Here is a 19,948-nt window from a genome sequence, read left to right on the forward strand (position 1 = left end):
GATCACTACGGTTGGGCGACGACAGGATGTGGCGCCGGTCACCGGCGTGTCAAGGGAGCCGGCCGAGCGCTCGGGGAGGATGTGCGGGTGGACACCAGCGGGGACGGACACGCCTCGCTGGAGGTGCGGCCGCCGCTGCAGCGGCGCAGCCGGGAGGCGTGGGGACGCGTGCTCGACGCCGGCGTGGCCCTGCTGGAGGACGGCGGCCTCGACGCCTTCACGATCGCCGCGGTGTGCGAGCGCGCGGGCGTGGCCCCGCGGGCGCTGTACGCGCGGGTCGACACCAAGGAGGCGCTGTTCCTCGCCGTCTACGAGCACGGCATCGGCCGCCTGCGCGCCGACCAGGAGGTGCTCGCCGACGACGCCCGTTGGGCCGGGCTCGCACCGGCCGACCTCGTCCGGGCCGCCGTGGCCGAGACGGTCGGCATCTCCCTGCGGCACCAGCGTTTCCTGGGCGCGGTCGTGCTGATCTCGGCCGCGCACGCGGAGGTGCGCCGCCGCGGCTCGCGCTACAGCCGGGAGCTGGGCGAGGGCTTCGCCCGCGTGGTCCTGCGCGTCCGCGACGCGATCCGTCACGACGACGCGGAGGCCGCCGTCCGCTCCTGCTTCGGCACGGTGTTCGCCGCGTCGGTCATCCGGGTCGCCTACGGCCCCGGCTTCGCCACGCCGGTGCCGGTGGACGACGAGGCCTTCGTCGCGGGCCTCGGCGAGACGGCGGTGCGCTACCTGCTCGGTGCCGTCCCGGCCTGACCCGCCGCGGCGTCCGGCAGCCGCCGGGCCAGGAGGCCGGCGGCGACCCGCAGCCAGCGGACCGGGTCGGCGAGCGCGGGCTCCGCGCCGCCCGCGACGTCGACCAGCGCGACCGCGTCGGCGAACGGCGTCGCCGGGGCCGCCACGCTCCCGGCGACGAGCAGCACCGGGACGCCGGCGGCGCGGGCCAGCGCCAGCACGTGCGCGGGCACCTTGCCGCCGGCGGTCTGGTCGTCGTAGCGGCCCTCGCCGGTGACGACGACGTCGGCCCCGGCCACCAGCCGCGCCAGGTCCAGCGCCGCGGCCACCGCGGCCGCGCCGGGCGACAGCGCGGCGCCCCAGAGCCGCAGGCCGAAGCCGGTCCCGCCGGCCGCCCCCGCCCCGGGCTCGCCGGGGTCGCCGCCGGCCAGCGCGGCCAGCCGACGAAGACCGGCCTCCAGCGCGGGCACGTCGTCCGGGCCGGCGCCCTTCTGCGGGCCGAAGACGGCGGCCGGCCCCCGCGGCCCGAGCAGCGGCGCGTCGACGTCGGAGAGCACGGTCGCGCCGCCCGGGGGCGGCGGCCGCAGCGCGGCGAGGTCGACCCGGTCGAGCGCGGCCAGCCCCGCGGCGCCGAGGGGGACCGGCCGCCCCGCGGCGTCGAGGAACCGGGCGCCGAGCGCGGTGAGCAGCCCGGTGCCGCCGTCGGTGCTCGCGCTGCCGCCGATGCCGAGCAGCAGCCGGTCCACCCCGGCGTCCAGCGCGGCCGCGACCGCCTGCCCGAGGCCGAGGGTGTGCGCGGCGAACGGCGCCGGGCGGCCCATCAGCGGCAGCCCGGAGCACGCCGCCAGCTCCACGACGCCGGTGCCGTCGGGCAGCAGCACCCACGCAGCGGGCACGCGGCGGCCGTCGGGCCCGTCGACCTCCACCGGCACCCGCCGGGCACCGGGCACCGCCGCGGCGAAGGCGTCGAGCGTGCCCTCGCCGCCGTCGGCCATGGGCGCGAGGGTCACCCGGTCGGCGGGCCGCGCGGCCAGCCAGCCGTCACGGATCGCTGCCGCGACCTCGGCGGCGGTCGCCGTCCCCTTGAACGAGTCCGGTGCGACGAGCACGCGCCGCGGTCCCGGCGGAGGCATGACGGGATCATGCACCGGGTGGACACCCCGCAGGCCGCCGACACCGTCCTCGACGACCCCGTCGGGCGGTCGCTGCGCGGGGCGCACGCCGGCCTCGCCCGTCGCCGCGGCCGCACCGCCACCTACCTGCCGGGCGTGGCCACCTTCGCCGCCGTGCCGTCCGACCCGGCGCCCGGCGACTGGGCCGACCTCGCCGCCCTGCTGGGCCCTGGCGCTCTGGCCGACCTGTTCAGCGCGCCGGCGATCCCGCCGGCGGACTGGTCGCCGGTCTTCGCCCTCGACGGACTCCAGCTGGTCGGGCCCGTGCGGACGGGCGGGCCCGACCCCGACCCCGACGGCGTCGTCGAGCTCGGGGCGGCCGACGTCCCGGAGGTCCTCGAACTGGTGGCCCGTACCCGGCCCGGCCCCTTCGGCCCGCGGACCGTCGAGCTCGGCACCTACCTCGGCATCCGCGCCGGGGGTGTCCTGGTGGCCATGGCCGGCGAGCGGTTGCGGCCGCCGGGCTGGACGGAGATCAGCGCCGTCTGCACGGCGCCGGAAGCGCGGGGCCGCGGCCACGCGGCGGCGCTGGTCCGCACGCTCCAGCACCGCATCACCGCCCGCGGCGAACGCCCGTTCCTCCACGTCGCCGACGACAACGACGCGGCGCTGCGCCTGTACGCACGCCTCGGGTTCACCGAGCGCCGGCGCGTGCGGTTCACCGGCGCCCGGGTCCCGACGAGCCGAGCGCCCGGCGGCAGTCACCTCCTCGAACACCACTCCGGGGAGGACGGGCGGACATGACCGAGTACGGAACGACGGCGGCCGGCGACCGGATCGGCTTCGACCTCCGGGGCAGCGGCCCGGCCGTCGTGTTCATCGCGGGGGCCGGGCCGTTCCGGGCCGTCGACCCGCAGACCACCGCGACCGCCGAGCTGCTGGCCGTTCGGGGGCGCACCACCGTGGTGCACGACCGCGTCGGCCGCGGCGACTCCCGGCGCGCGGGCCGGGTCGACCTCGACGACGAGCTCGCCGCGGTCGCCGCGCTGGTCGACGCCGCTGGCGGCCGGGCGGTGCTGTGCGGCCACTCCTCCGGCTGCGCCATCGCGCTGCGGGCGGCCGCCGAGGGCCTGCCGGTCGACGGGCTGGTGCTCTTCGAGGCCCCGCTCGACCCGCGCACCCCCGGGGTGGCGCAGTGGACAACTGAGCTGTACCGCCTCCTCGACGCCGGCGACCGCCCCGGCGCGGTGGACCACTACATGCGCGACATCCCGCTCGACGTGCTCGCCGGCCTGCGGGAGTCCCCGCTGTGGGAGCCGTTCGTCCGGCACGCCGAGAGCCTGCGGGCCGACGCGCAGGCGCTGGAGTGGGCGATGTCCGCGCCGCACGCCGAGCTGTTCGGCGGACTGGACCTGCCGGTGCTGCTCGTCGTCGGCCGCGACGCGCTCGACGAGATGCCGGCGGCGGCCGACTCGCTGGCCGCCGCGCTGCCGCGGGCCGAGCGCGCCGAGGTCGACGGCGGGCAGCACACCTGGGAGCCCCGGGCGATGGCCGACCTGCTGGCGGGGTTCCCGCCCGGCCGCTGAGGCCGGGCCCGGGCCCCCGGGACCGCCGTGCGACCCCGGTCACCTGCACTGACAGACTCGGCCGGACCGTCCCCGAGCGTCCAGGAGGACCCGTGCGCGCCGCCCAGATCGCCACCCTCGACGGCCCCTCGGCCATCGCCGTCGTCGACGTCCCCGAGCCCGACGGCGCGGGGAAGGTCGTCGTCGACGTGCACGTGGCCGGGGTGACCTTCCCCGAGGTGCTGCTCAGCCGCGGCGAGTACCAGCTCAAGCCGCAGCCGCCGTTCGTGCCCGGCAGCGAGGTGGCCGGCGTGGTGCGCAGCGCCCCCGAGGGCAGCGGGTTCACCGCCGGCCAGCGCGTGGCCGCCTTCCCCGGCTTCGGCGGCTTCGCCGAGGTGGCCGCGGCCGACCCGGGCTTCGTCTTCCCGCTGCCCGACGCCGTCTCCTTCGAGCAGGGCGCCGCGCTGCCGATGAACTACCTGACGATGCACTTCGCGCTGCGCCGCCGCGGCCAGCTCCGCGAGGGCGAGACGGTGCTCGTGCACGGCGCGGCCGGCGGCCTCGGCACCGCGGGCATCCAGCTCGCCAAGGCCTACGGCGCCCGGGTCATCGGCGTGGTCTCCAGCGAGGACAAGGCCGAGGCGGCCCGCGCCGCCGGCGCCGACGACGTCGTCCTCGCCGAGGGCTTCCGCGAGCGGGTCAAGGAGCTCACCGGGGGCCGCGGCGTCGACGTCGTCGCCGACCCGGTGGGCGGCGACCGGTTCACCGACTCGCTGCGCAGCCTCGCCCGCGAGGGCCGGCTGCTGGTGCTCGGATTCACCGGCGGCGAGATCCCGACCGTGAAGGTCAACCGGCTGCTGCTCAACAACGTGTCGGTGGTCGGCGTCGGCTGGGGCGCCTTCTGGTCCGGCGAGCCGTCCTTCGTGCAGGAGCAGTGGGCCGACCTGCTGCCGCTGCTGGAGCGGGGCGCCCTGCAGCCGGTCCTCGGCACGGTGCACGACCTGGCCGACGCCGCGGCCGCCGTCACCGAGCTCGACGAGCGCCGCGCCACCGGCAAGGTGCTGCTGCGGGTGCGCTGACCCGCGCGGTCCGGCAGCCTCGGGGCATGACCGGCACCCCGCGCGACAGCGGCAGCGGCGCCGACGGCGGGACCGCGGCCGGCACCGTCGTCCGGGTGGACGACGGTGCCGGCGCGGTCCTCGAGGTGCCCGGCGCGCCCGGCGACTGCTGGGCCGACGCGGCCGTCGTCGAGGGCGAGCCGCTGCGGGCCGGGCAGGTGGTCACCGTCGAGTGGGCCACCCCCGGCGCGCACGGCCTGCCGGTGCGGGCGGTGCGGGTGCACCGCCGCACCGACCTGGAGGGCACCCCCGGCGCCTGAGGGGGCGGTCAGTCCCGCGAGCGGCGGCGGAACGCGGCGACGGCGAGCGGCGCGAACACCGCCGTCAGCAGCAGCGACCAGCCCACTGACACCAGCACCGGGTGCTGCAGCGGCCACGCGGCGTCGGCCGGTGCCGGCAGCCCGTTGCCCCACAGCTCCCGGCAGGCCTGGGTGAGCGCCGAGACCGGGTTCCACTCGGCGATGGTCCGCAACCAGGCGGGCATGCTCTCCGGCGGCGCGAACGTGTTGGCCACGAACGTCAGCGGGAACATGACGGTGAACATGAACCCCTGCACGGCCTCGACGGTCCGCATGAGCGAGCCGACCCAGATGCCCAGCCAGATCATCGCGAAGCCGAACAGCAGCAGGAGCGCGAACGCGAGGACGCCGTCGACGACGCCGTTGCGGACCCGCCAGCCGATGAGCAGCCCGGTGACGGCCATGACCGCGACGCCGATGCTCGAGTGGATCAGGCTGGAGATGCTCCGCCCGACCAGCACCGACGAGCGGGGCACCGGCAGCGAGCGGAACCGGTCGACGATGCCCTTCTGCAGGTCGCTGGTCAGCCCCATCGCCACGACGGCGGAGGCGAAGACCATCGTCTGCACCATGATCCCGGGGAGCAGGAACTCCCGGTAGCTCGTGCCGGCCACCGCGATCGCGCCGCCGAAGACGTAGGCGAACAGCAGCACGAACATCACCGACTGCACCGTGACGTCGAGCAGCATCTCCGGCATCCGCCGGATGTGCACCAGGTTGCGCCAGACGATCACCGACGACGCCCGCAGCAGCGACGGCGGGCGGATCTCCGGCCGGACGGGTGCCCGGGGCGGGCTCTGGGTGGCGGTCACGGCGCGGCTCCCTCGGTCGCGGGGTCGGTGGCGGGGTCGGTCCCGGTGCCGGGCTCGGCCCGGTGCCCGGTCAGGTGCAGGAAGACGTCGTCGAGGCTGGGCCGGGCCAGGCCCAGGTCGTCGAGGGCGATGCCGCTGTCGTCGAACACGGCGGCGATCCGGGTCATGTCGCGCAGCCCGCCGGCCTGCGCCGTGAGCCGCCGGCTGCCCGGCTCGACGTGCACCTCGGGGGAGTGGTCGCGCATCAGCGCGGCCGCGGCGTCGACGTCGGCGGCGTGCGTCAGGGTGACGACGACGCTGGCCCGCCCGGCGCGGTCCTTGAGCTGCGTGGGCGTGCCGGCGGCGATCACCCGCCCCCGGTCGACGACGACGATCTCGTCGGCGAGGTGGTCGGCCTCCTCCAGGTACTGGGTGGTGAGCACCAGCGTGGTGCCCTCGGCGACGAGGTCGCGCAGCACGTCCCACAGACCCGAGCGGCTCTTCGGGTCCAGCCCGGTGGTCGGCTCGTCGAGGAACAGGATCGGCGGGACGGCGAGCAGGCTGACCGCGAGGTCGAGCCGGCGGCGCATGCCGCCGGAGTAGCCCTTGACCGGGCGGTCGGCGGCGTCGGCGAGGTCGAAGCGCTCCAGCAGCTCGTCGCCGGCCCGCCGCACGTGGGCGCGGGACAGGCCGTACAGGCCGCCGATCAGCCGCAGGTTCTCCCGGCCGGTGAGGATCTCGTCCACGGTGGCGGCCTGGCCGGTGAGGCCGATGCTGCGGCGCACCTGGTCGGGCTGCTCGCGGACGTCGAAGCCGGCCACCCGGCCGGTGCCGGCGGTCGGCACGCTGAGGGTGGTCAGCATCCGCACCAGCGTGGTCTTGCCGGCGCCGTTGGGCCCGAGCAGGCCCAGCACGGTGCCGGTGGGGACGACGAAGCTCACGCCGTCGACGGCGCGGTGCTCCCCGAAGTGCTTGGACAGGTCGACGGCCTCCACCGCCGGGGGCGCGGTCACGCCGTCCTCCCGGGGATGGGGCCTGCAGGCGGTGTCATGGGGCGAGCATGGGACCTCACGTGCACGTGAGGGCAACGCCTTTTCCGCGCCTCCTCCGGGGCCGCCCCGCGGGTCGCCGGACGCCGCGCCGGGGGAGCCCGGCCTCGACCTGCCGCCGTCCCGGAGCCGTGCCACGCTCACCCGGACGGGTGAACAGGATCGGGTGCCGCCCGGTCGTGCCCGACCGTTCTCCTCAGCCCCAGGTGGTCTCCGTGGACGTGGTCGACCTCAGCCGGTTCCAGTTCGCCTCGACCAGCATCTTCCACTTCTTCTTCGTCTCGCTGACCGTGGGACTGGCCTTCCTCATCGCGGTCATGGAGACGATCGCCCACCGCCGCTCGGAGCGGCGCGAGGTGTACGGGAAGATGACCAACTTCTTCGGTCACCTGTTCCTCATCAACTTCGCCGTCGGCGTCGTGACCGGGATCGTGCAGGAGTTCCAGTTCGGGATGAACTGGAGCGAGTACTCCGATTTCGTCGGCAACATCTTCGGCGTCCCGCTGGCGCTCGAGGTGCTCATGGCGTTCTTCCTCGAGAGCACCTTCATCGGGCTGTGGTGGTTCGGGAAGGACCGGCTCAAGCCGTGGATGCGCCTGGCCAGCATCTGGCTGGTCGCCATCGGCACGCAGATCAGTGCGTTCTGGATCGTGCTGGCCAACGCCTGGATGCACCACCCGGTCGGCTACGAGGTGGTCGACGGCCAAGCGCGGCTCACCGACTTCGGCGCCGTCGTCTTCAACTACAAGGCCTGGCTGTACTTCGCCCACGTCCAGGGCAGCGCCTGGGTGGTCGCCGCGTTCTTCGTCCTCGGCATCAGCGCCTTCCACCTCCTGCGCCGGCAGGACACCGACGTCTACTCCCGGTCGCTGCGCATCGGTCTGGTCTTCGCCGCCGTCGGCACCGTCTTCTCCGTGGTCAGCGGGCACACCGAGGCCCAGGTCGCCCGCGAGGACCAGCCGATGAAGTTCGCGGCGATGGAGGCGCAGTGGGAGACCTCGGAGTCACCCGCCCCGTGGTCGCTGGTCGCGCTCATCGACCAGGACGCCCGGGAGAACCGGTGGAGCATCGAGATCCCCTACGTGGGCTCGATCCTCGCCTACAACAGCCTCGAGGGCCGCTACGACGGCATCAACCAGATCGAGGAGCAGTACGACGCCGCCTACGGCGAGGACGACTACAGCCCGCCGGTGGCCTGGGTGTACTGGTCCTTCCGGATCATGGTCGCCATCGGCTCGCTGCTGCTGGCGACGGCGTTCCTCGGCCTGTTCCTCTGGTGGCGGCGCAAGGGCGGGCTGGACACCACCCGCTGGTTCCTGCGCGCGCTGGTCTGGTTCATCCCGCTGCCGTGGATCGCCAACTTCACCGGCTGGATGGTCACCGAGATGGGCCGCCAGCCGTTCATGGTCTACGGCGAGCTCACCGTCACCGAGGGCGTCAGCGCCAACACCGCCGGGGAGGTCCTCGCCGGCCTGGTGGGGCTGTGGGCGGTGTACCTCGCCCTGATCGGCCTGGACGTCTACCTGCTCAGCGTGACCGCCCGGGCCGGCATCCACCGCAAGCCGGAGGCCCAGCTGGTCGCCGCGCCCGCGCCGGACTACGAGGACGCCGGCTTCCAGGGGTACGAGAGGCGGAACTGACGGTGGACCTCGTCACGCTCTGGTTCTGGCTCATCGCGCTGACGTTCACCCTCTACTTCTTCCTCGAGGGCTTCGACTTCGGCGTCGACATCCTGCGGCCGACGCTGGCCCGCACCGAGGCCGAGGAGCGCGCGCTCACCGGCACCATCGGCCCGTTCTGGGACGGCAACGAGGTGTGGGTCATCGCCGCCGCCGGGCTGATGTTCTCGACGTTCCCCGTCTGGTACGGCGCGGTGTTCAGCGGCATGTACCCGCTGTTCGTGCTGATCCTGCTGGCGCTGCTGCTGCGCGGGGTCTCCTTCGAGTACCGCAACCAGGTCGACAGCGCGCGCTGGCGGGCGTTCTGGGACTGGATGTCCTTCGGCGGCAGCGTCGTCCCCTCGTTCCTGTGGGGCGTGATCATGGCCAAGCTCATCGAGGGCCTGCCGGTGAACGCCGAGTCCCGCGTCGAGGGCGGGTTCGCCGCGATGTTCACCCCGTTCTCCCTGGTGGGCGGGGTGACGACGCTGCTGCTGTTCATGCTGCACGGGGCGAACTTCCTGCTCCTGCGCCTGCACACCGACACCGTGCTCTACAACAGGGCGCGCACCGCGGCGCTGCGCTGGGGCGCGCTGGCCACCGTGGCGATCGTGGCGTTCGTCGTCATGGGCTACGTGACCGAGGGCCTGTTCGAGAGCTTCGGCGTCGTGCCGTGGGTGTTCCCGGTGCTGGCGTTCCTCACCCTGGCCACCATCTGGCTGGCGCTGTCGCGGCGCCGCGACACCCTGGCGTTCACCATGAGCGGGCTGACCATCCTGTTCGCCACCGTCACGGTGTTCCTCGCCCTGTTCACCCGCGGCGAGGTGCTGCCCTCCACGCTCGACCCCGCCTACGGGCTCACGCTGCGGGAGTCGGCCAGCCAGCAGTACACGCTGGTGCTCATGACCTGGGTGGGCGGGATCTTCCTGCCGCTGATCATCGGCTATCAGATCTGGAACTACTACGTGTTCCGGGAGCGGGTGCGGCCCGACGAGGGCGCCCTGACCCACGGCTACTGACGCGCCGCCCGTGAGCGACCCGGGCCCGACGAGGCGGCTGCTCGCCCTGCCCGGCCCCCGCCGGCTGCTGGCCGGCTGCGCGGCCGCGGGGGTGCTCACCTGGGCCCTGCTGGTCGTGCAGTGGGCGCTCGTGGCCGCCGTCGTCTCCCGGGTGGCCCTCGGCCGCGCGGCCCCCGCGGAGCTCACCGGCGCCCTGGCCGGCGTGCTCGCCGCCTGGCTGGCGCGCGCCGCGCTGCTCGGCCTGCGCGACCGCGCGGCCGCCCGCACCTCGGCCCGCGTGCGCCGGGAGCTGCGCGCCGCGCTGCTGCGCCGGCTGCTCGACCTCGGCCCCGCCCACGCCGCCGGCGAGCGCGCCGGTGAGCTGGCCACCACCGTCACCGAGGGCGTGGCGAAGCTCGACGGCGTCGTCGGCCGGCTGGCGCCGGGCGCTGCGGCCGCGGCGGTCGTCCCGCCGCTGGTCGCGGTCACCGTGCTGGTCCTCGACCCGGCCAGCGGCGGCCTGCTGCTGCTCACCGGCCCGCTGCTGGTGTTCTTCCTGTGGCTCACCGGCACCTTCGCCGCGCGGGCCGCCCGCTCGTCGTGGGAGACCCTCGGCCGGCTCGGCGCGGTGCTGGCCGACACCGTGCGCGTGCTGCCCACGCTCGTCGCGCACGGCCGGGCCCGCGGCAGCACCCGGTGGCTCGCCGGCGTGAGCGAGGTGCACCGCGCGGGCACGATGCGGCTGCTGCGCACCGCCTTCCTGTCCGGCTTCGTGCTCGAGTTCGGCGCGGTGCTGTGCACGGCGCTGGTGGCCGTCACCGTCGGCGTGCGGCTGTTCGAGGGCGACCTGCAGCTCGAGCGGGCGCTGCTGGTGCTGCTGCTGACCCCCGAGTTCTTCGCGCCGCTGCGGGCCCTGGGCGCCGACCGGCACGCGAGCCTGGAGGGCCGCCCGGCGGCCGAGCGCGTCCTCGCGCTGCTCGACAGCCCGGCGCCCGCCCGCGGCACCCGCCCCGCGCCCGCCGGCGTCCCGGCGCTGGTGCTGCGCGGCGTCACCGTCCGGTACGGCACCCGCACCGCGCTCGACGGCGTCGACCTCGACCTGCCGCCGGGCTCCCGCACCGCGCTCGTCGGGCCCAGCGGCGCCGGCAAGACCACGCTGGTGCGGCTGCTGCTCGGCCTCGCGCAGCCCGACGCCGGCACCGTGCTGGTCGACGGCGTCCCGCTCGCCGAGCTCGACCCCGCGTCCTGGCGCGCCCGCGTGGCGTACGTCCCGGAGCGGCCGTGGCTGCTGCCGGGCACCGTCGCCGACAACGTGCGGCTCGGCCGCCCCGGCGCCTCCGGCGCCGACGTCGCCCGGGCGCTCGACCGGGCCGGGCTCACCGCCCTCGTGCGCGGTCTGCCCCGGGGCGCGGACACCCCGCTGGGGGAGGACGGGGCGCGGCTGTCCGGCGGCGAGCGGGTCCGGCTGGCGATCGCCCGCGCCCTCGTCGCCGACGCCGCGCTGCTGGTCCTCGACGAGCCGACAGGCCAGCTCGACGCCGCCACCGAGCAGCAGGTGCTCGCCGCCGTCGACGAGCTCGCCCGCGGCCGCACCCTGGTCACCGTCACGCACCGCGCCGCCCCGCTGGCCCTGCACGACCGCGTGGTCGGCCTCGACGGCGGGCGGCTCCGGGAGCCGGCGGTGCCCCGGTGAGGGAGGTCCTGGCGCTGGTCCGCGGGCCCCGCGCCGGCCTGGCCGTCGTCCTCGGCGCGCTCACCGTCCTCGCCGGGGCGGCCCTGCTGGCCACCTCCGGCGCGCTCATCACCGGGGCGGCGCAGCGCCCCCGCACCCTGCTGGTGCTCATGCCGCTGATCACCGGCGTGCGGCTGTTCGGCGTCGCGCGGGCCGCGCTGCGCTACGCCGAGCGGCTGGTCACCCACGACGTCACGCTGCGGGCGGTCGCCGCGGTGCGCGAGCGCGTGCTCGAGCGCCTCGTGCCGCTGGCGCCCGCGGCCCTCGTCGGGGTCCGCGGCGGGGAGCTGCTGGCCCGGGTGCGCGCCGACGTCGACCAGCTGCAGGGCGTCGTCGTCCGGCTGCTCGCGCCGGCCGGCGTCGCCGTGCTGGCCGGCGGGGCCGCCGTCACGCTCACCGCCCTCGTGTCCCCGCCCACCGCGGCCGTCCTCGCGGGACTGCTGCTCGTCCTCGGCACCGCCGTCCCGGCGGCCGCCGCGCGGGCCGGGCGCCGCGCCGCGGTCGCCGCCGCCCGGGCCGACGCCGACGTCACCGCCGACACCCTCGACCTGGTCCGGGGCCTGACCGACCACCTCACCGCCGACGGCGGCGCCACGGCCCTGCGCGCGCTCGACGGGCACCTGCAGCGGCAGGAGGAGGCCGAGCGGGCGGCCGCGCGGCTGGCCGCCGTCACCACCCTGTGCCGGGAGGGCGTCCCCGGCCTCGGCCTGGTGGCGGCGCTGTGGATCGTCGGGCAGGACGTCGCCCGCGGGGACACCGGCGCGCCGCTCCTGGCCGCCTGCGCGCTCGGCGTGCTCGGCGCCTTCGAGGCGGTCGGCGGCCTGGGCGCCGCCTGGAGCGCGGCCGGCGGCATCACGGCGGCCGCGCGGCGGGTGGCCGAGCTGGGGAACCGCCGTCCGGCGGTGGCCGACCCGCTGGACCCGCTGCCCCCGCCGGCCGGCTCCGTCCTGCGCCTCGAGGACGTGACGGTGCGCCACCCGGGCGCGCCCGCCCCGGTCCTCGCCGGGCTGGACCTCGACCTCCCCGCGGGCGCGAAGGTCGCGCTCACCGGCCCGAGCGGGGCGGGCAAGAGCACGGTGCTCGCGCTGGCCGCCCGCGTCCGCGACCCCGACGCCGGCCGGGTCGCCCTCGGCGGCACCGACCTGCGCCGGCTCCCGCTCGACGGCGTCCGGTCGCGGGTGCTGTGGAGCGCGCAGGAACCGCAGGTGCTCGGCAGCACCCTGGCGGCCAACCTGCGCCTCGGCCGGCAGGACGCGACCGACGACGAGCTGCTCGCCGTCCTCGCCGACCTCGGGCTGGGCGCGCTCGCGGTGTCGCCGGGCCTGGGCGGCTGGGTGGGCGAGGGCGGGTCGCGGCTGTCGGCGGGGGAGCGGGCCCGGGTGGCGCTGGCGCGCGTGCTGCTGAGCCGGGCCGACGTGCTGCTGCTCGACGAGCCCACCGCGCACCTCGACCCGGCCACCGCGGAGCGGGTGCTCGGCCTGCTGGCCCGCGACCCGCGCGCCGTGCTGCTGGTCACGCACGACGCCGCTGCCCTCGACGACCGCTGGCGGATCGTCGGGCTCGGCGCGCCCGCGCCGCTCAGCCGGTGAGCACCGCCCAGCCGTGCGGCGGCAGCTCGACGGCGTCGCGCCGGACCGTGGCGGCCCCGACGAGGACCGTCCCCGCGCGGGGCGCGGGCACGCGGGCCGCGGCGTCGCCGAGGTTGAGCGCCACCAGCAGCCGCTGCCCGTCGCCGGCGACCGCGTAGACCAGCTGCTCGTTGGCCACGTGCACCTGCTCGGGCGCGGCGGTGTGCAGCCAGCGGTGCCGGCGGCGCAGCCCGATCAGCTCCTGGTGCACGGCGAACGTCGGGGCGCCGAGCGGGGACAGCCCGGTGGGGTCGGCCGGGAACGGCGGCCGGACGGCGTCGTCGCCCCCGGCGCGGTGCTCCTTGACGCCGGTGAACGCGTGGTCGTCGCCGGCCCACACCGCCGGGGTGCCGCCCACGGTGAACAGCACCGCCAGCGCGTGCGGCAGGTGCCGCGGGTCGCCGACGGCGCTGGCGATGCGGGTGACGTCGTGGTTGCCCACGAACGTCCACGGGACGAAGGAGCGCAGGAACTCCCCGTGCCGCTGCAGCGACCAGGCCAGCTCGAACAGGTTCCGCTCGGCGAGCCCGTGCCAGACCGCCTGCCACAGCTCGTACTGGGTGACCGAGTCCAGCCCGCCCTCGGCGACGATCCGCGGGTAGTCGCCGTGGATGACCTCGCCGACGACGTAGGCGCCGGGGTGCGCGGCGCGCACGGCGGGCAGCACCCGCGCCCAGAACGACGGCGGCACGGCGTAGGCGGCGTCCAGGCGCCACCCGTCGGCGCCGCGGTCGAGCCAGTGCGTCATCACCCGGGTGACCAGGTCGGCGACGGCGGGGGAGGAGTGGTCGAGCTCGACGAGGATGTCGTGGCCCTCGAAGACGTCGGCGCGCGGCGCGGTGCCCGGCGCCCAGCCCTCCGGCCAGGACAGCCGGAACAGCTCCGCCGTCGGGGCGCCCGGGCCCTGCTCGACCACGGCGCGGAAGGCGGGGTGCTCGCGGCCGACGTGGTTGAACACCCCGTCGAGCAGCACCCGGATGCCCCGCTCGCGGGCGGCGGCGAACAGCGCGTCGACGTCGGCGTCGTCGCCCAGGCGCGGGTCGACCCGGAAGTGGTCGACGGTGTCGTAGCCGTGGGTGGAGCTGGCCGCGATCGGGCCGAGCGCCAGGCCGTTGCAGCCGAGGGCGAGCAGGTGGTCCAGCCACCGCTGCAGGTGCGGCAGCCGGTGCCGGACCTCCCCGGGCGGCAGGGCCTCCCGCTCGGCGCCGGTGAAGGACAGGGGGTGCACCTGCCACCAGATCGCGTCGGACGCCCAGGTCGGCACGGGTCCCCTCTCGCTCGCGCGCGACCGGCCGGCCGCCGGGACAGTCTCCCCGGCGGCCGCCTCAGACGTCGCGGCGGCCGAAGGACAGCGCGGCCAGCCCGCCGATGAGCACCAGCCAGACGGCCACCCACACCAGGTAGCCGCCGCTGAGCGGGGCGATCGCCAGGAACGGCGATCCCTCGAAGCCGGCCGCCGCCAGCGACGTCGTGTCCTGGAAGGCGTGCATGGCCCCGCGCCACAGCCCGTCGGTCGGCAGCAGCATCCGCGAGACCTCGCCGACCCGCGCCACGCCGTCGTTGCCGATCAGCTCGCCGACGCTGCCGACGACCCCGGCCACCCAGGTGGCGCCGAACAGGCCGACGGCGACGATGCCCGAGGCCATGGGGGAGACAGCGGTGGCCAGCAGCAGCGCCAGCGTCATGAGCACCGTCGTCTGCGCGGCGAGCAGCAGCAGCCCGACCACCGGGTCCGGCGGCCAGAAGCCCACCGCCCAGTACACGACGGCGAACTGCGCGAGCCCCGCGGCGAAGACGTACCCGGTGCCGAAGGCGACCAGCCCGAGCCACTTGCCGGCGAGCACGGTGGCGCGGCGCACCGGCCGGGCCAGGATCGACAGCGCCTGCCCCGACTCGACCTCCCCGGACAGCGTGGGCCCGGCGAGGAAGGCGGTGCCCAGCGCCGCGATGAGGCTGTAGCCGAACATCACGAGGTTGAGCAGCTGGGAGGCGAACAGCCGGGCCTCGCCGCTGGTGAGCGCGCCGAACTCCGGGTCGACCGTGGCGAGCTTGGCGAAGCCCCACGCCGACAGGCCCAGCAGCGCGAGGGTGAGCAGGCCCAGGGCCCGCAGCACCTTGCGGCGGGCGGCCTCGCGCAGGGTCAGCGCGGCGAAGGTCAGCGCGGTGCTCATGCGTGCTCCTCCCGCAGGATGCCGAGCAGCCGCTCCTCGAGGCTGATCCGCACCGGCTCGACGGCGTGCACCCGCACGCCCAGGCCCACCAGGTCGGCCACCAGCGCGGGCACGACGGCGTCCTCCTCGCCGGCCGGCAGCGCCACGGTGACCTCGCGGCCGGTGCGGGTGACCGCGCCGACCGCCGCCATGCGTGCCTCGGCGGCGGGGGTGAGCCCGTCCAGCCGCAGCCGCAGCTCGCGCTGGCCGAGCAGCTCGGCGAGCGTGCCGGAGGCGGCGACGCGGCCGCGGTCGAGGATGACCACCCGGTCGCAGACCCGCTCCACCTCGCCGATCAGGTGCGAGTTGAGCAGCACGGCCACGCCGCGCTCGCGCAGGTCGAGCACGACGTCGCGGACGTCGACCCGGCCGAGCGGGTCCAGCGCGCTGGTGGGTTCGTCGAGGACGACCAGCTCCGGGCGGGCCACCAGCGCGACGGCCAGGCCGAGGCGCTGCTGCATGCCCTTGGAGAACCCGCCCACCCGGTCGCCGCTGCGCGCGGCCAGCCCGACCCGGGCCAGCACGTCGGCCTGCTCGGCGGCCGGCACCCGCGCCCCGGACAGGCGCACGTGCAGGGTGAGCACCTCCGCGGCGGTCAGCCACGGCTGGTACCGGAAGAGCTCGGGCAGGTACCCGACCCGCTCGCGGGCGCGGGGGTCGCGGCCGGGGCGCCCGAGCAGCAGCACCTCGCCGTCGTCGGGCCGCACCAGGCCGAGCAGCATCTTGATGACGCTGGTCTTGCCGGCGCCGTTGGGGCCGAGCAGGCCGACCACCTCGCCGCGGCCCACGCTGAAGGAGACGCCGTCGACGGCGGTGCGCTTCCCGTACCGCTTGCGCAGCCCCGAGCACCACACCGCCGGGGACGGCGGCAGCTGCTCGAGCAGTGCTGCGGCGTCCCCGGCGGCGGTGCGACCGGCGGTCAGCCGAGGTCCCGGGCGACGGCGAGGACCTCGTCCTCGGACAGCGACCCGGCCACGCCGGTGACCACGCCGTCCTCGACCCAGACGACGCCGTGCAGGGTGCCGTCGCGGGTGGCGAGCACCGTGGCCTCGGTGCCGTCGACGTCGGCGGTGGAGACGGTGGCGAGCTCGGCCGGGACCGGCAGCGGCAGCGTGGTGCCGTCACCGGCAAAGGTGCGCAGCTGCGCGGCGAGCTCGTCGGGCAGGCCCGGCAGGCCGAGCAGGTAGTCCCGCGCGGTCTCGAACGGGACGCCCGAGGAGTAGGCGACCGGCGCGGTGACCCGGCCGACCACCAGCGCCGGCACCCCGCGGGCCTCCGACCACACGGCGGCGATGCCGGGGCCGGCCTCCAGCCGGAAGGTGGCGCCGTCGAGCCCGGCCGGGGGCGGGGGCAGCGTCTCGCCGGCCGCCGCGGCGGCCTGCGCGGCCCGGTCGGCGGAGAAGGTGAACTCCGCGACCGCCCGGCCGCCGACGGTCCAGGCCGGCTCGCCGGTGACGCCGGTGGGCAGCTCGGCGACCTCCGGGGCCTCGAGACCGGTGGCGTCCTCCGCGGCGGCGGCGTCGGCCACCTCACGCACGTCGGGCTCGGACACGAACGTCACGTCGCCGTAGGCGGTGAGGTCGGGCAGGCCGACCAGGTCGGTGGTGCTCACCGGGACCGCGGCCACCTCCTCGGTGCGGAACACCTGCAGCCAGTCGGCGGCGGCCGCGGCACCGGCGCCGCCGAGGACGACGACCACGCCCACGGCGGCGACGACGGGACTGCGCAGCGCGCCGCGCCAGCGGCTCGCCCGGGCCGGCGCCGGGGCCGGGACCGGGGCCGGGCGGGCCTGCGCGGCGACGGCGGCCGACAGCCGGTGCCAGGCGGCGTCGGTGCCGGCGATCCCGGTGGGCGCGGCGGAGAGCGCTGCCCCGACGGCGTCGGCGTCGGTGCGGGCGCGGGCCAGGCCGGCCAGGCAGACGTCACAGCCGGCGACGTGCGCGCGGTCGGCGTCGGCCACGCCGGCCGGCTCGTCGACGAGGCGGCGCAGGGTGCCGTCGGTCGGGTGGCGGTCAGCGAACAGGCGCATGAGAGGTCAACTCCTCGCGAAGGGCGGACTCGGCGCGTCGGACGGTGGTGCCGACGCTGCCGGGGGACAGGCCGAGGGCGGCGGCGACGTCGGCGTAGCTCAGGCCGCTGTGCCGCAGCACCAGGGCCACGGCCTGCTTGCGCGGCAGCCGGGCGAGGGCGGCGCGGACGCGGCCGGACTCCTCGCGTGAGACGACGGTGTCGGCGACGTCGGGGGCGGACAGGGGACCGTCGGCGGCCGCCTCCTCCCGGGCGGCGCGGCGGCGGCCCGAGCGGAGGTGGTTGAGGGCGGTGTGGGCGGCGGCGACGGCCAGCCAGCCGGGCGCCTCGGCGGCGGGCACCGCCGAGCGGGCGAAGGACAGGAAGACCTCCTGGGCGACGTCCTCCGCCTCGTCCCGCGAGCCGAGCACCCGGGCCGCGACGGAGACGACCGCCGGGTACCCGGTGCGGAAGACCTGCTCCAGGTCGGCCCGGACGGCGCCCGGCGCTCCTGCCACGGCTGCGTCCCCCCGCCTGCCTCGCTCCCGCACGGCGCCCCGTACCGACGCGGTCCGGAGGGCGGCGGCCGGTGCCTGCCTCACGACGTCCACATCCCTACAGCACCGCCGGCGCCGCGGATGTGACACGCCGCCCGGACGGGAGCACGAGGCGACAGGATGGGCGGGCGTCCCGGCGCCCGCCGGGCCCGGGTCCAGGAGGTCGCCGTGAGCAACCACGTCTACCGGCTCAGCGAGATCGTCGGCAGCAGCCCCGCCGGCGTCGACGACGCCATCCGCACCGGCATCGCCAAGGCGGCGCAGACGGTGCGCAACGTCGAGTGGTTCGAGGTCACCCAGGTGCGCGGCCAGGTCGTCGACGGCGAGGTCGCCTACTTCCAGGTCGCGATGAAGATCGGCTTCCGCGTGGAGGACTGACGGCTCAGCGGGGGTCGAACGGCACCACCGCGTCGGGCCGGACCGGGATCGGGTTGGGCCACTGCGAGGCGGTGCCGGTGATGGGCTGCGCGTCGGTGACGACGGTGTGCGGCGTGCCCGGGTAGACGGCCAGCACGCGGGCCGGGTCGGTCAGCGTCTCGGTGTGCTCGACGAGCTCCCCGCGGCGGAGGAACGACGTCGTCCGCTCCCCGCGCAGCTCCGCGCCCACCTCGGCCACCCAGCGCGCGCCCTCGTGGGTCCAGGTGACCGAGCGGACCCGCTCGCCCGGCGGGGCGGGCTCGACCCCGGCGAACTCCGCGAGGGCCTCGTAGAGCCGCTCGGCCTGGTCGTCGTCGGTGGCGCGGGGGAGGAAGAACGTCGGCACGCCGGCATCCTCCCCAGCACCACCGACATCACCCGTCCGCGAGCCCGGCGTAGGTGGTGCGCAGCTCGCGCTTGAGGATCTTGCCGCTGGCGTTCTTCGGCAGCGCGTCGGCGAGCGCCACGTGCCGCGGCGTCTTGAACCCGGCCAGCCGCTCCCGGCAGAAGGCGACCAGCTCGCCGGGGTCGACCGGCTGCCCGTCCCGGGGGACGACGACGGCGGTGACCGCCTCGATCCAGCGCGGGTGCGGGATGCCGAAGACGGCGACCTCGGCCACGGCCGGGTGCTGGTAGAGCACCTCCTCGACCTCGCGGCTGGCCACGTTCTCCCCGCCGGTCTTGATGACGTCCTTCTTGCGGTCGACGACGGTGATGTAGCCGTCGGCGTCCATGACGCCGAGGTCGCCGCTGTGGAACCAGCCGTCGCGGAACGCCTCGGCGGTCTTCTCCGGGTCGTTCCAGTAGCCGGCCGTGGCGTGCGGGCTGCGGTGCACGATCTCGCCCTCGACGCCGGGCCCGACCGGCTGCCCGAGGTCGTCGACCAGGCGGGTCTCGCCGTTGAGGCAGGCGGTGCCGGCGGAGCCCGGCTTGCGCAGCTGGTCCTCCGGCGACAGGACGAGCGCCAGCGCCGACATCTCGGTCTGCCCGTAGAAGTTGAACAGCGCCATCCCCGGCAGCCGGCGGGACAGCTCCTCCACGGTGGCCACCGGCATGATCGAGGCGCCGTAGTAGCCCTTGGCCAGCGACGACAGGTCGCGCCGGTCGAAGTCGGGGTGCCGCAGCAGGCCGATCCACACCGTCGGCGGGCAGAACAGGCTGGTGATCCGCTCCCGCTCGATGGTCTCCAGCACCCGGGCGGGGTCGGGCGCGTCGAGGACGACGTTGGTGCCGCCGAGGTAGAGCGCCGGCATGAGGAACACGTGCTGGGCGGCGACGTGGAACAGCGGCAGCGCGTGCAGGGCGACGTCGTCGGGGGAGTAGCGGCCGTCGACGATGCAGCTCACGTACTGGGTGACCAGGCTGCGGCTGGTCATCATCACGCCCTTGGGCCGCGACTCGGTGCCGCTGGTGTACATCAGCTGCAGCACGTCGTCGTCGGCGACGGGGACGTCGACGGGGGTGGCGTCCCCGTGCGCGGCCCACGCCTCGTAGGGCTCCCACCCCTCGGGCGCGCTGCCCCCGTCGCCGAGCACGCCGCGCAGCACGACGTCGCCGTCGCGGCCGGACAGGGCCAGCGCCTCCTGCGCCACCGGCAGCAGGGCGGCCTCGGCGACGACGCCGGTGGCCCCGGAGTGCTCGAGGATGTAGGCGACCTCGCCGGCCTGGAGCATGAAGTTGACCGGGACGGCGATCGCGCCGAGGCGGGCGAGGGCGAAGGTGAGAACCACGTAGCCGTCGTCGTTGTGCGACAGCAGCGCCACCCGGTCGCCCCGCGTCACCCCGCGGGCGGCGAGCGCGTTCGCGGTCCGGTCGACGACGGCGTCTAGCTCGGCGTAGGTGTGGGAGCGGTCGCGGAAGCGCAGCGCCGTGCGGCCCGGGGCGCGGGCGGCGGAGCGGCGCAGCAGGTCGGCGAGGGCGTGCCGGCGCGCTCTCGTGGTGGTCGCGGTGAGCTGCTCGTCGAACACTGGGGGCTCCTCCGCCGCCGTCGGTCCCGGGACCCGCCGGGTGTAGCAGCAGCGGACACCCGGCGTCGAGGGAGCCGACGGCACTGACACGCCCGCGGGCGCCCGGCAATG

General features: G+C 76.5%; 20 protein-coding genes. 10 read left to right on the top strand and 10 right to left on the bottom strand.

What is annotated here, in order from left to right; translation table 11 throughout:
• Positions 1 to 87: 87 nt before the first annotated feature.
• Positions 88 to 750, top strand: coding sequence for a TetR/AcrR family transcriptional regulator (locus tag WA616_RS00480; protein WP_336026309.1), 663 nt, complete (start codon positions 88 to 90; stop codon positions 748 to 750).
• Here the strand turns inward: WA616_RS00480 and WA616_RS00485 are convergent.
• Positions 723 to 1,862 carry a glycerate kinase gene (locus WA616_RS00485; protein ID WP_336026311.1) on the bottom strand — a complete coding sequence of 380 codons (1,140 nt, stop codon included), beginning with the start codon at positions 1,860 to 1,862 and terminating at the stop codon, positions 723 to 725. The two genes, WA616_RS00480 and WA616_RS00485, sit on opposite strands and share 28 nt — an antisense overlap.
• A gap of 18 nt (positions 1,863 to 1,880) precedes the next feature.
• Between WA616_RS00485 and WA616_RS00490 the strand changes: the two genes are divergently transcribed.
• The 4 genes from WA616_RS00490 to WA616_RS00505 all read left to right on the top strand — a co-directional run bounded on the left by WA616_RS00490 (position 1,881) and on the right by WA616_RS00505 (position 4,784).
• Positions 1,881 to 2,645 (top strand): GNAT family N-acetyltransferase, encoded by a 765-nt coding sequence (locus WA616_RS00490; RefSeq protein ID WP_336026313.1) that lies wholly within the window; start codon positions 1,881 to 1,883, stop codon positions 2,643 to 2,645.
• Positions 2,642 to 3,427 carry an alpha/beta hydrolase gene (locus tag WA616_RS00495; RefSeq protein WP_336026315.1) on the top strand — a complete coding sequence of 262 codons (786 nt, stop codon included), beginning with the start codon at positions 2,642 to 2,644 and terminating at the stop codon, positions 3,425 to 3,427. Before WA616_RS00490 ends, WA616_RS00495 begins: the two co-directional genes overlap by 4 nt.
• Positions 3,428 to 3,519: 92 nt before the next feature.
• On the top strand, positions 3,520 to 4,485 hold the full coding sequence (locus WA616_RS00500; RefSeq protein ID WP_336026318.1) for an NADPH:quinone oxidoreductase family protein: 966 nt from the start codon (positions 3,520 to 3,522) through the stop codon (positions 4,483 to 4,485).
• Positions 4,486 to 4,511: 26 nt separating this feature from the next.
• Positions 4,512 to 4,784 (top strand): hypothetical protein, encoded by a 273-nt coding sequence (locus WA616_RS00505; protein WP_336026319.1) that lies wholly within the window; start codon positions 4,512 to 4,514, stop codon positions 4,782 to 4,784.
• A gap of 8 nt (positions 4,785 to 4,792) precedes the next feature.
• On the opposite strand, the gene WA616_RS00510 is transcribed toward WA616_RS00505, so the two are convergent.
• Positions 4,793 to 5,635 carry an ABC transporter permease gene (locus WA616_RS00510; RefSeq protein WP_336026321.1) on the bottom strand — a complete coding sequence of 281 codons (843 nt, stop codon included), beginning with the start codon at positions 5,633 to 5,635 and terminating at the stop codon, positions 4,793 to 4,795.
• Entirely contained in the window at positions 5,632 to 6,627 is a 996-nt protein-coding gene (locus WA616_RS00515; RefSeq protein ID WP_336026324.1) for an ATP-binding cassette domain-containing protein, read from the bottom strand. The genes WA616_RS00510 and WA616_RS00515 overlap by 4 nt, the downstream gene beginning before the upstream one ends.
• 251 nt (positions 6,628 to 6,878) lie before the next feature.
• On the opposite strand from WA616_RS00515, the gene WA616_RS00520 reads away from it, so the two are divergent.
• The 4 genes from WA616_RS00520 to cydC are packed head-to-tail and all read left to right on the top strand — an operon-like array spanning position 6,879 to position 12,640.
• Positions 6,879 to 8,303, top strand: coding sequence for a cytochrome ubiquinol oxidase subunit I (locus WA616_RS00520; protein ID WP_336026326.1), 1,425 nt, complete (start codon positions 6,879 to 6,881; stop codon positions 8,301 to 8,303).
• 2 nt (positions 8,304 to 8,305) lie between these two features.
• The gene (cydB, locus tag WA616_RS00525; RefSeq protein ID WP_336026328.1) at positions 8,306 to 9,340 is read left to right on the top strand and encodes a cytochrome d ubiquinol oxidase subunit II; all 1,035 of its coding nucleotides are present in this window, start codon (positions 8,306 to 8,308) and stop codon (positions 9,338 to 9,340) included.
• 10 nt (positions 9,341 to 9,350) lie between these two features.
• Positions 9,351 to 11,012, top strand: a complete 1,662-nt coding sequence (cydD, locus tag WA616_RS00530) for a thiol reductant ABC exporter subunit CydD (protein ID WP_336026330.1) — start codon at positions 9,351 to 9,353, stop codon at positions 11,010 to 11,012.
• Complete coding sequence (cydC, locus tag WA616_RS00535; protein WP_336026331.1) at positions 11,009 to 12,640, top strand: thiol reductant ABC exporter subunit CydC; 1,632 nt, start codon at positions 11,009 to 11,011, stop codon at positions 12,638 to 12,640. Before cydD ends, cydC begins: the two co-directional genes overlap by 4 nt.
• On the opposite strand, the gene WA616_RS00540 is transcribed toward cydC, so the two are convergent.
• The 5 genes from WA616_RS00540 to WA616_RS00560 form a co-directional block, all read right to left on the bottom strand.
• Positions 12,630 to 13,943, bottom strand: coding sequence for an alpha-amylase family glycosyl hydrolase (locus WA616_RS00540; RefSeq protein WP_336026334.1), 1,314 nt, complete (start codon positions 13,941 to 13,943; stop codon positions 12,630 to 12,632). The two genes, cydC and WA616_RS00540, sit on opposite strands and share 11 nt — an antisense overlap.
• A gap of 61 nt (positions 13,944 to 14,004) precedes the next feature.
• A complete protein-coding gene (locus WA616_RS00545) occupies positions 14,005 to 14,850 on the bottom strand; it encodes an ABC transporter permease (protein WP_336026336.1) in 846 nt (281 codons plus the stop codon).
• Complete coding sequence (locus tag WA616_RS00550; protein WP_245794443.1) at positions 14,847 to 15,743, bottom strand: ABC transporter ATP-binding protein; 897 nt, start codon at positions 15,741 to 15,743, stop codon at positions 14,847 to 14,849. Before WA616_RS00550 ends, WA616_RS00545 begins: the two co-directional genes overlap by 4 nt.
• 65 nt (positions 15,744 to 15,808) lie before the next feature.
• Complete coding sequence (locus tag WA616_RS00555; RefSeq protein ID WP_336026341.1) at positions 15,809 to 16,918, bottom strand: hypothetical protein; 1,110 nt, start codon at positions 16,916 to 16,918, stop codon at positions 15,809 to 15,811.
• A complete protein-coding gene (locus WA616_RS00560; protein ID WP_217651188.1) occupies positions 16,902 to 17,414 on the bottom strand; it encodes an RNA polymerase sigma factor in 513 nt (170 codons plus the stop codon). The genes WA616_RS00555 and WA616_RS00560 overlap by 17 nt, the downstream gene beginning before the upstream one ends.
• 207 nt (positions 17,415 to 17,621) lie before the next feature.
• On the opposite strand from WA616_RS00560, the gene WA616_RS00565 reads away from it, so the two are divergent.
• Positions 17,622 to 17,831 (top strand): dodecin, encoded by a 210-nt coding sequence (locus tag WA616_RS00565; protein WP_073420648.1) that lies wholly within the window; start codon positions 17,622 to 17,624, stop codon positions 17,829 to 17,831.
• 4 nt (positions 17,832 to 17,835) lie between these two features.
• Here WA616_RS00565 and WA616_RS00570 read toward each other — a convergent pair whose 3' ends face one another.
• Together WA616_RS00570 and WA616_RS00575 are read right to left on the bottom strand one after the other, a co-directional pair.
• Complete coding sequence (locus WA616_RS00570; protein WP_336026345.1) at positions 17,836 to 18,216, bottom strand: hypothetical protein; 381 nt, start codon at positions 18,214 to 18,216, stop codon at positions 17,836 to 17,838.
• A gap of 28 nt (positions 18,217 to 18,244) precedes the next feature.
• The gene (locus WA616_RS00575; RefSeq protein WP_336026348.1) at positions 18,245 to 19,837 is read right to left on the bottom strand and encodes an acyl-CoA synthetase; all 1,593 of its coding nucleotides are present in this window, start codon (positions 19,835 to 19,837) and stop codon (positions 18,245 to 18,247) included.
• Positions 19,838 to 19,948: the final 111 nt, after the last annotated feature.

The sequence above is a fragment of the Geodermatophilus sp. FMUSA9-8 genome (assembly GCF_037034165.1).
Classification (GTDB): Bacteria; Actinomycetota; Actinomycetes; order Mycobacteriales; family Geodermatophilaceae; genus Geodermatophilus; species Geodermatophilus nigrescens.

Bases quoted from the DNA above. Each gene is read 5' to 3' on its own strand.
- WA616_RS00485 (WP_336026311.1), bottom strand. From the start codon at position 1,862: ATGCCTCCGCCGGGACCGCGGCGCGTGCTCGTCGCACCGGACTCGTTC.
- WA616_RS00495 (WP_336026315.1), top strand. From the start codon at position 2,642: ATGACCGAGTACGGAACGACGGCGGCCGGCGACCGGATCGGCTTCGAC.
- WA616_RS00505 (WP_336026319.1), top strand. From the start codon at position 4,512: ATGACCGGCACCCCGCGCGACAGCGGCAGCGGCGCCGACGGCGGGACC.
- WA616_RS00545 (WP_336026336.1), bottom strand. From the start codon at position 14,850: ATGAGCACCGCGCTGACCTTCGCCGCGCTGACCCTGCGCGAGGCCGCC.
- WA616_RS00555 (WP_336026341.1), bottom strand. From the start codon at position 16,918: ATGCGCCTGTTCGCTGACCGCCACCCGACCGACGGCACCCTGCGCCGC.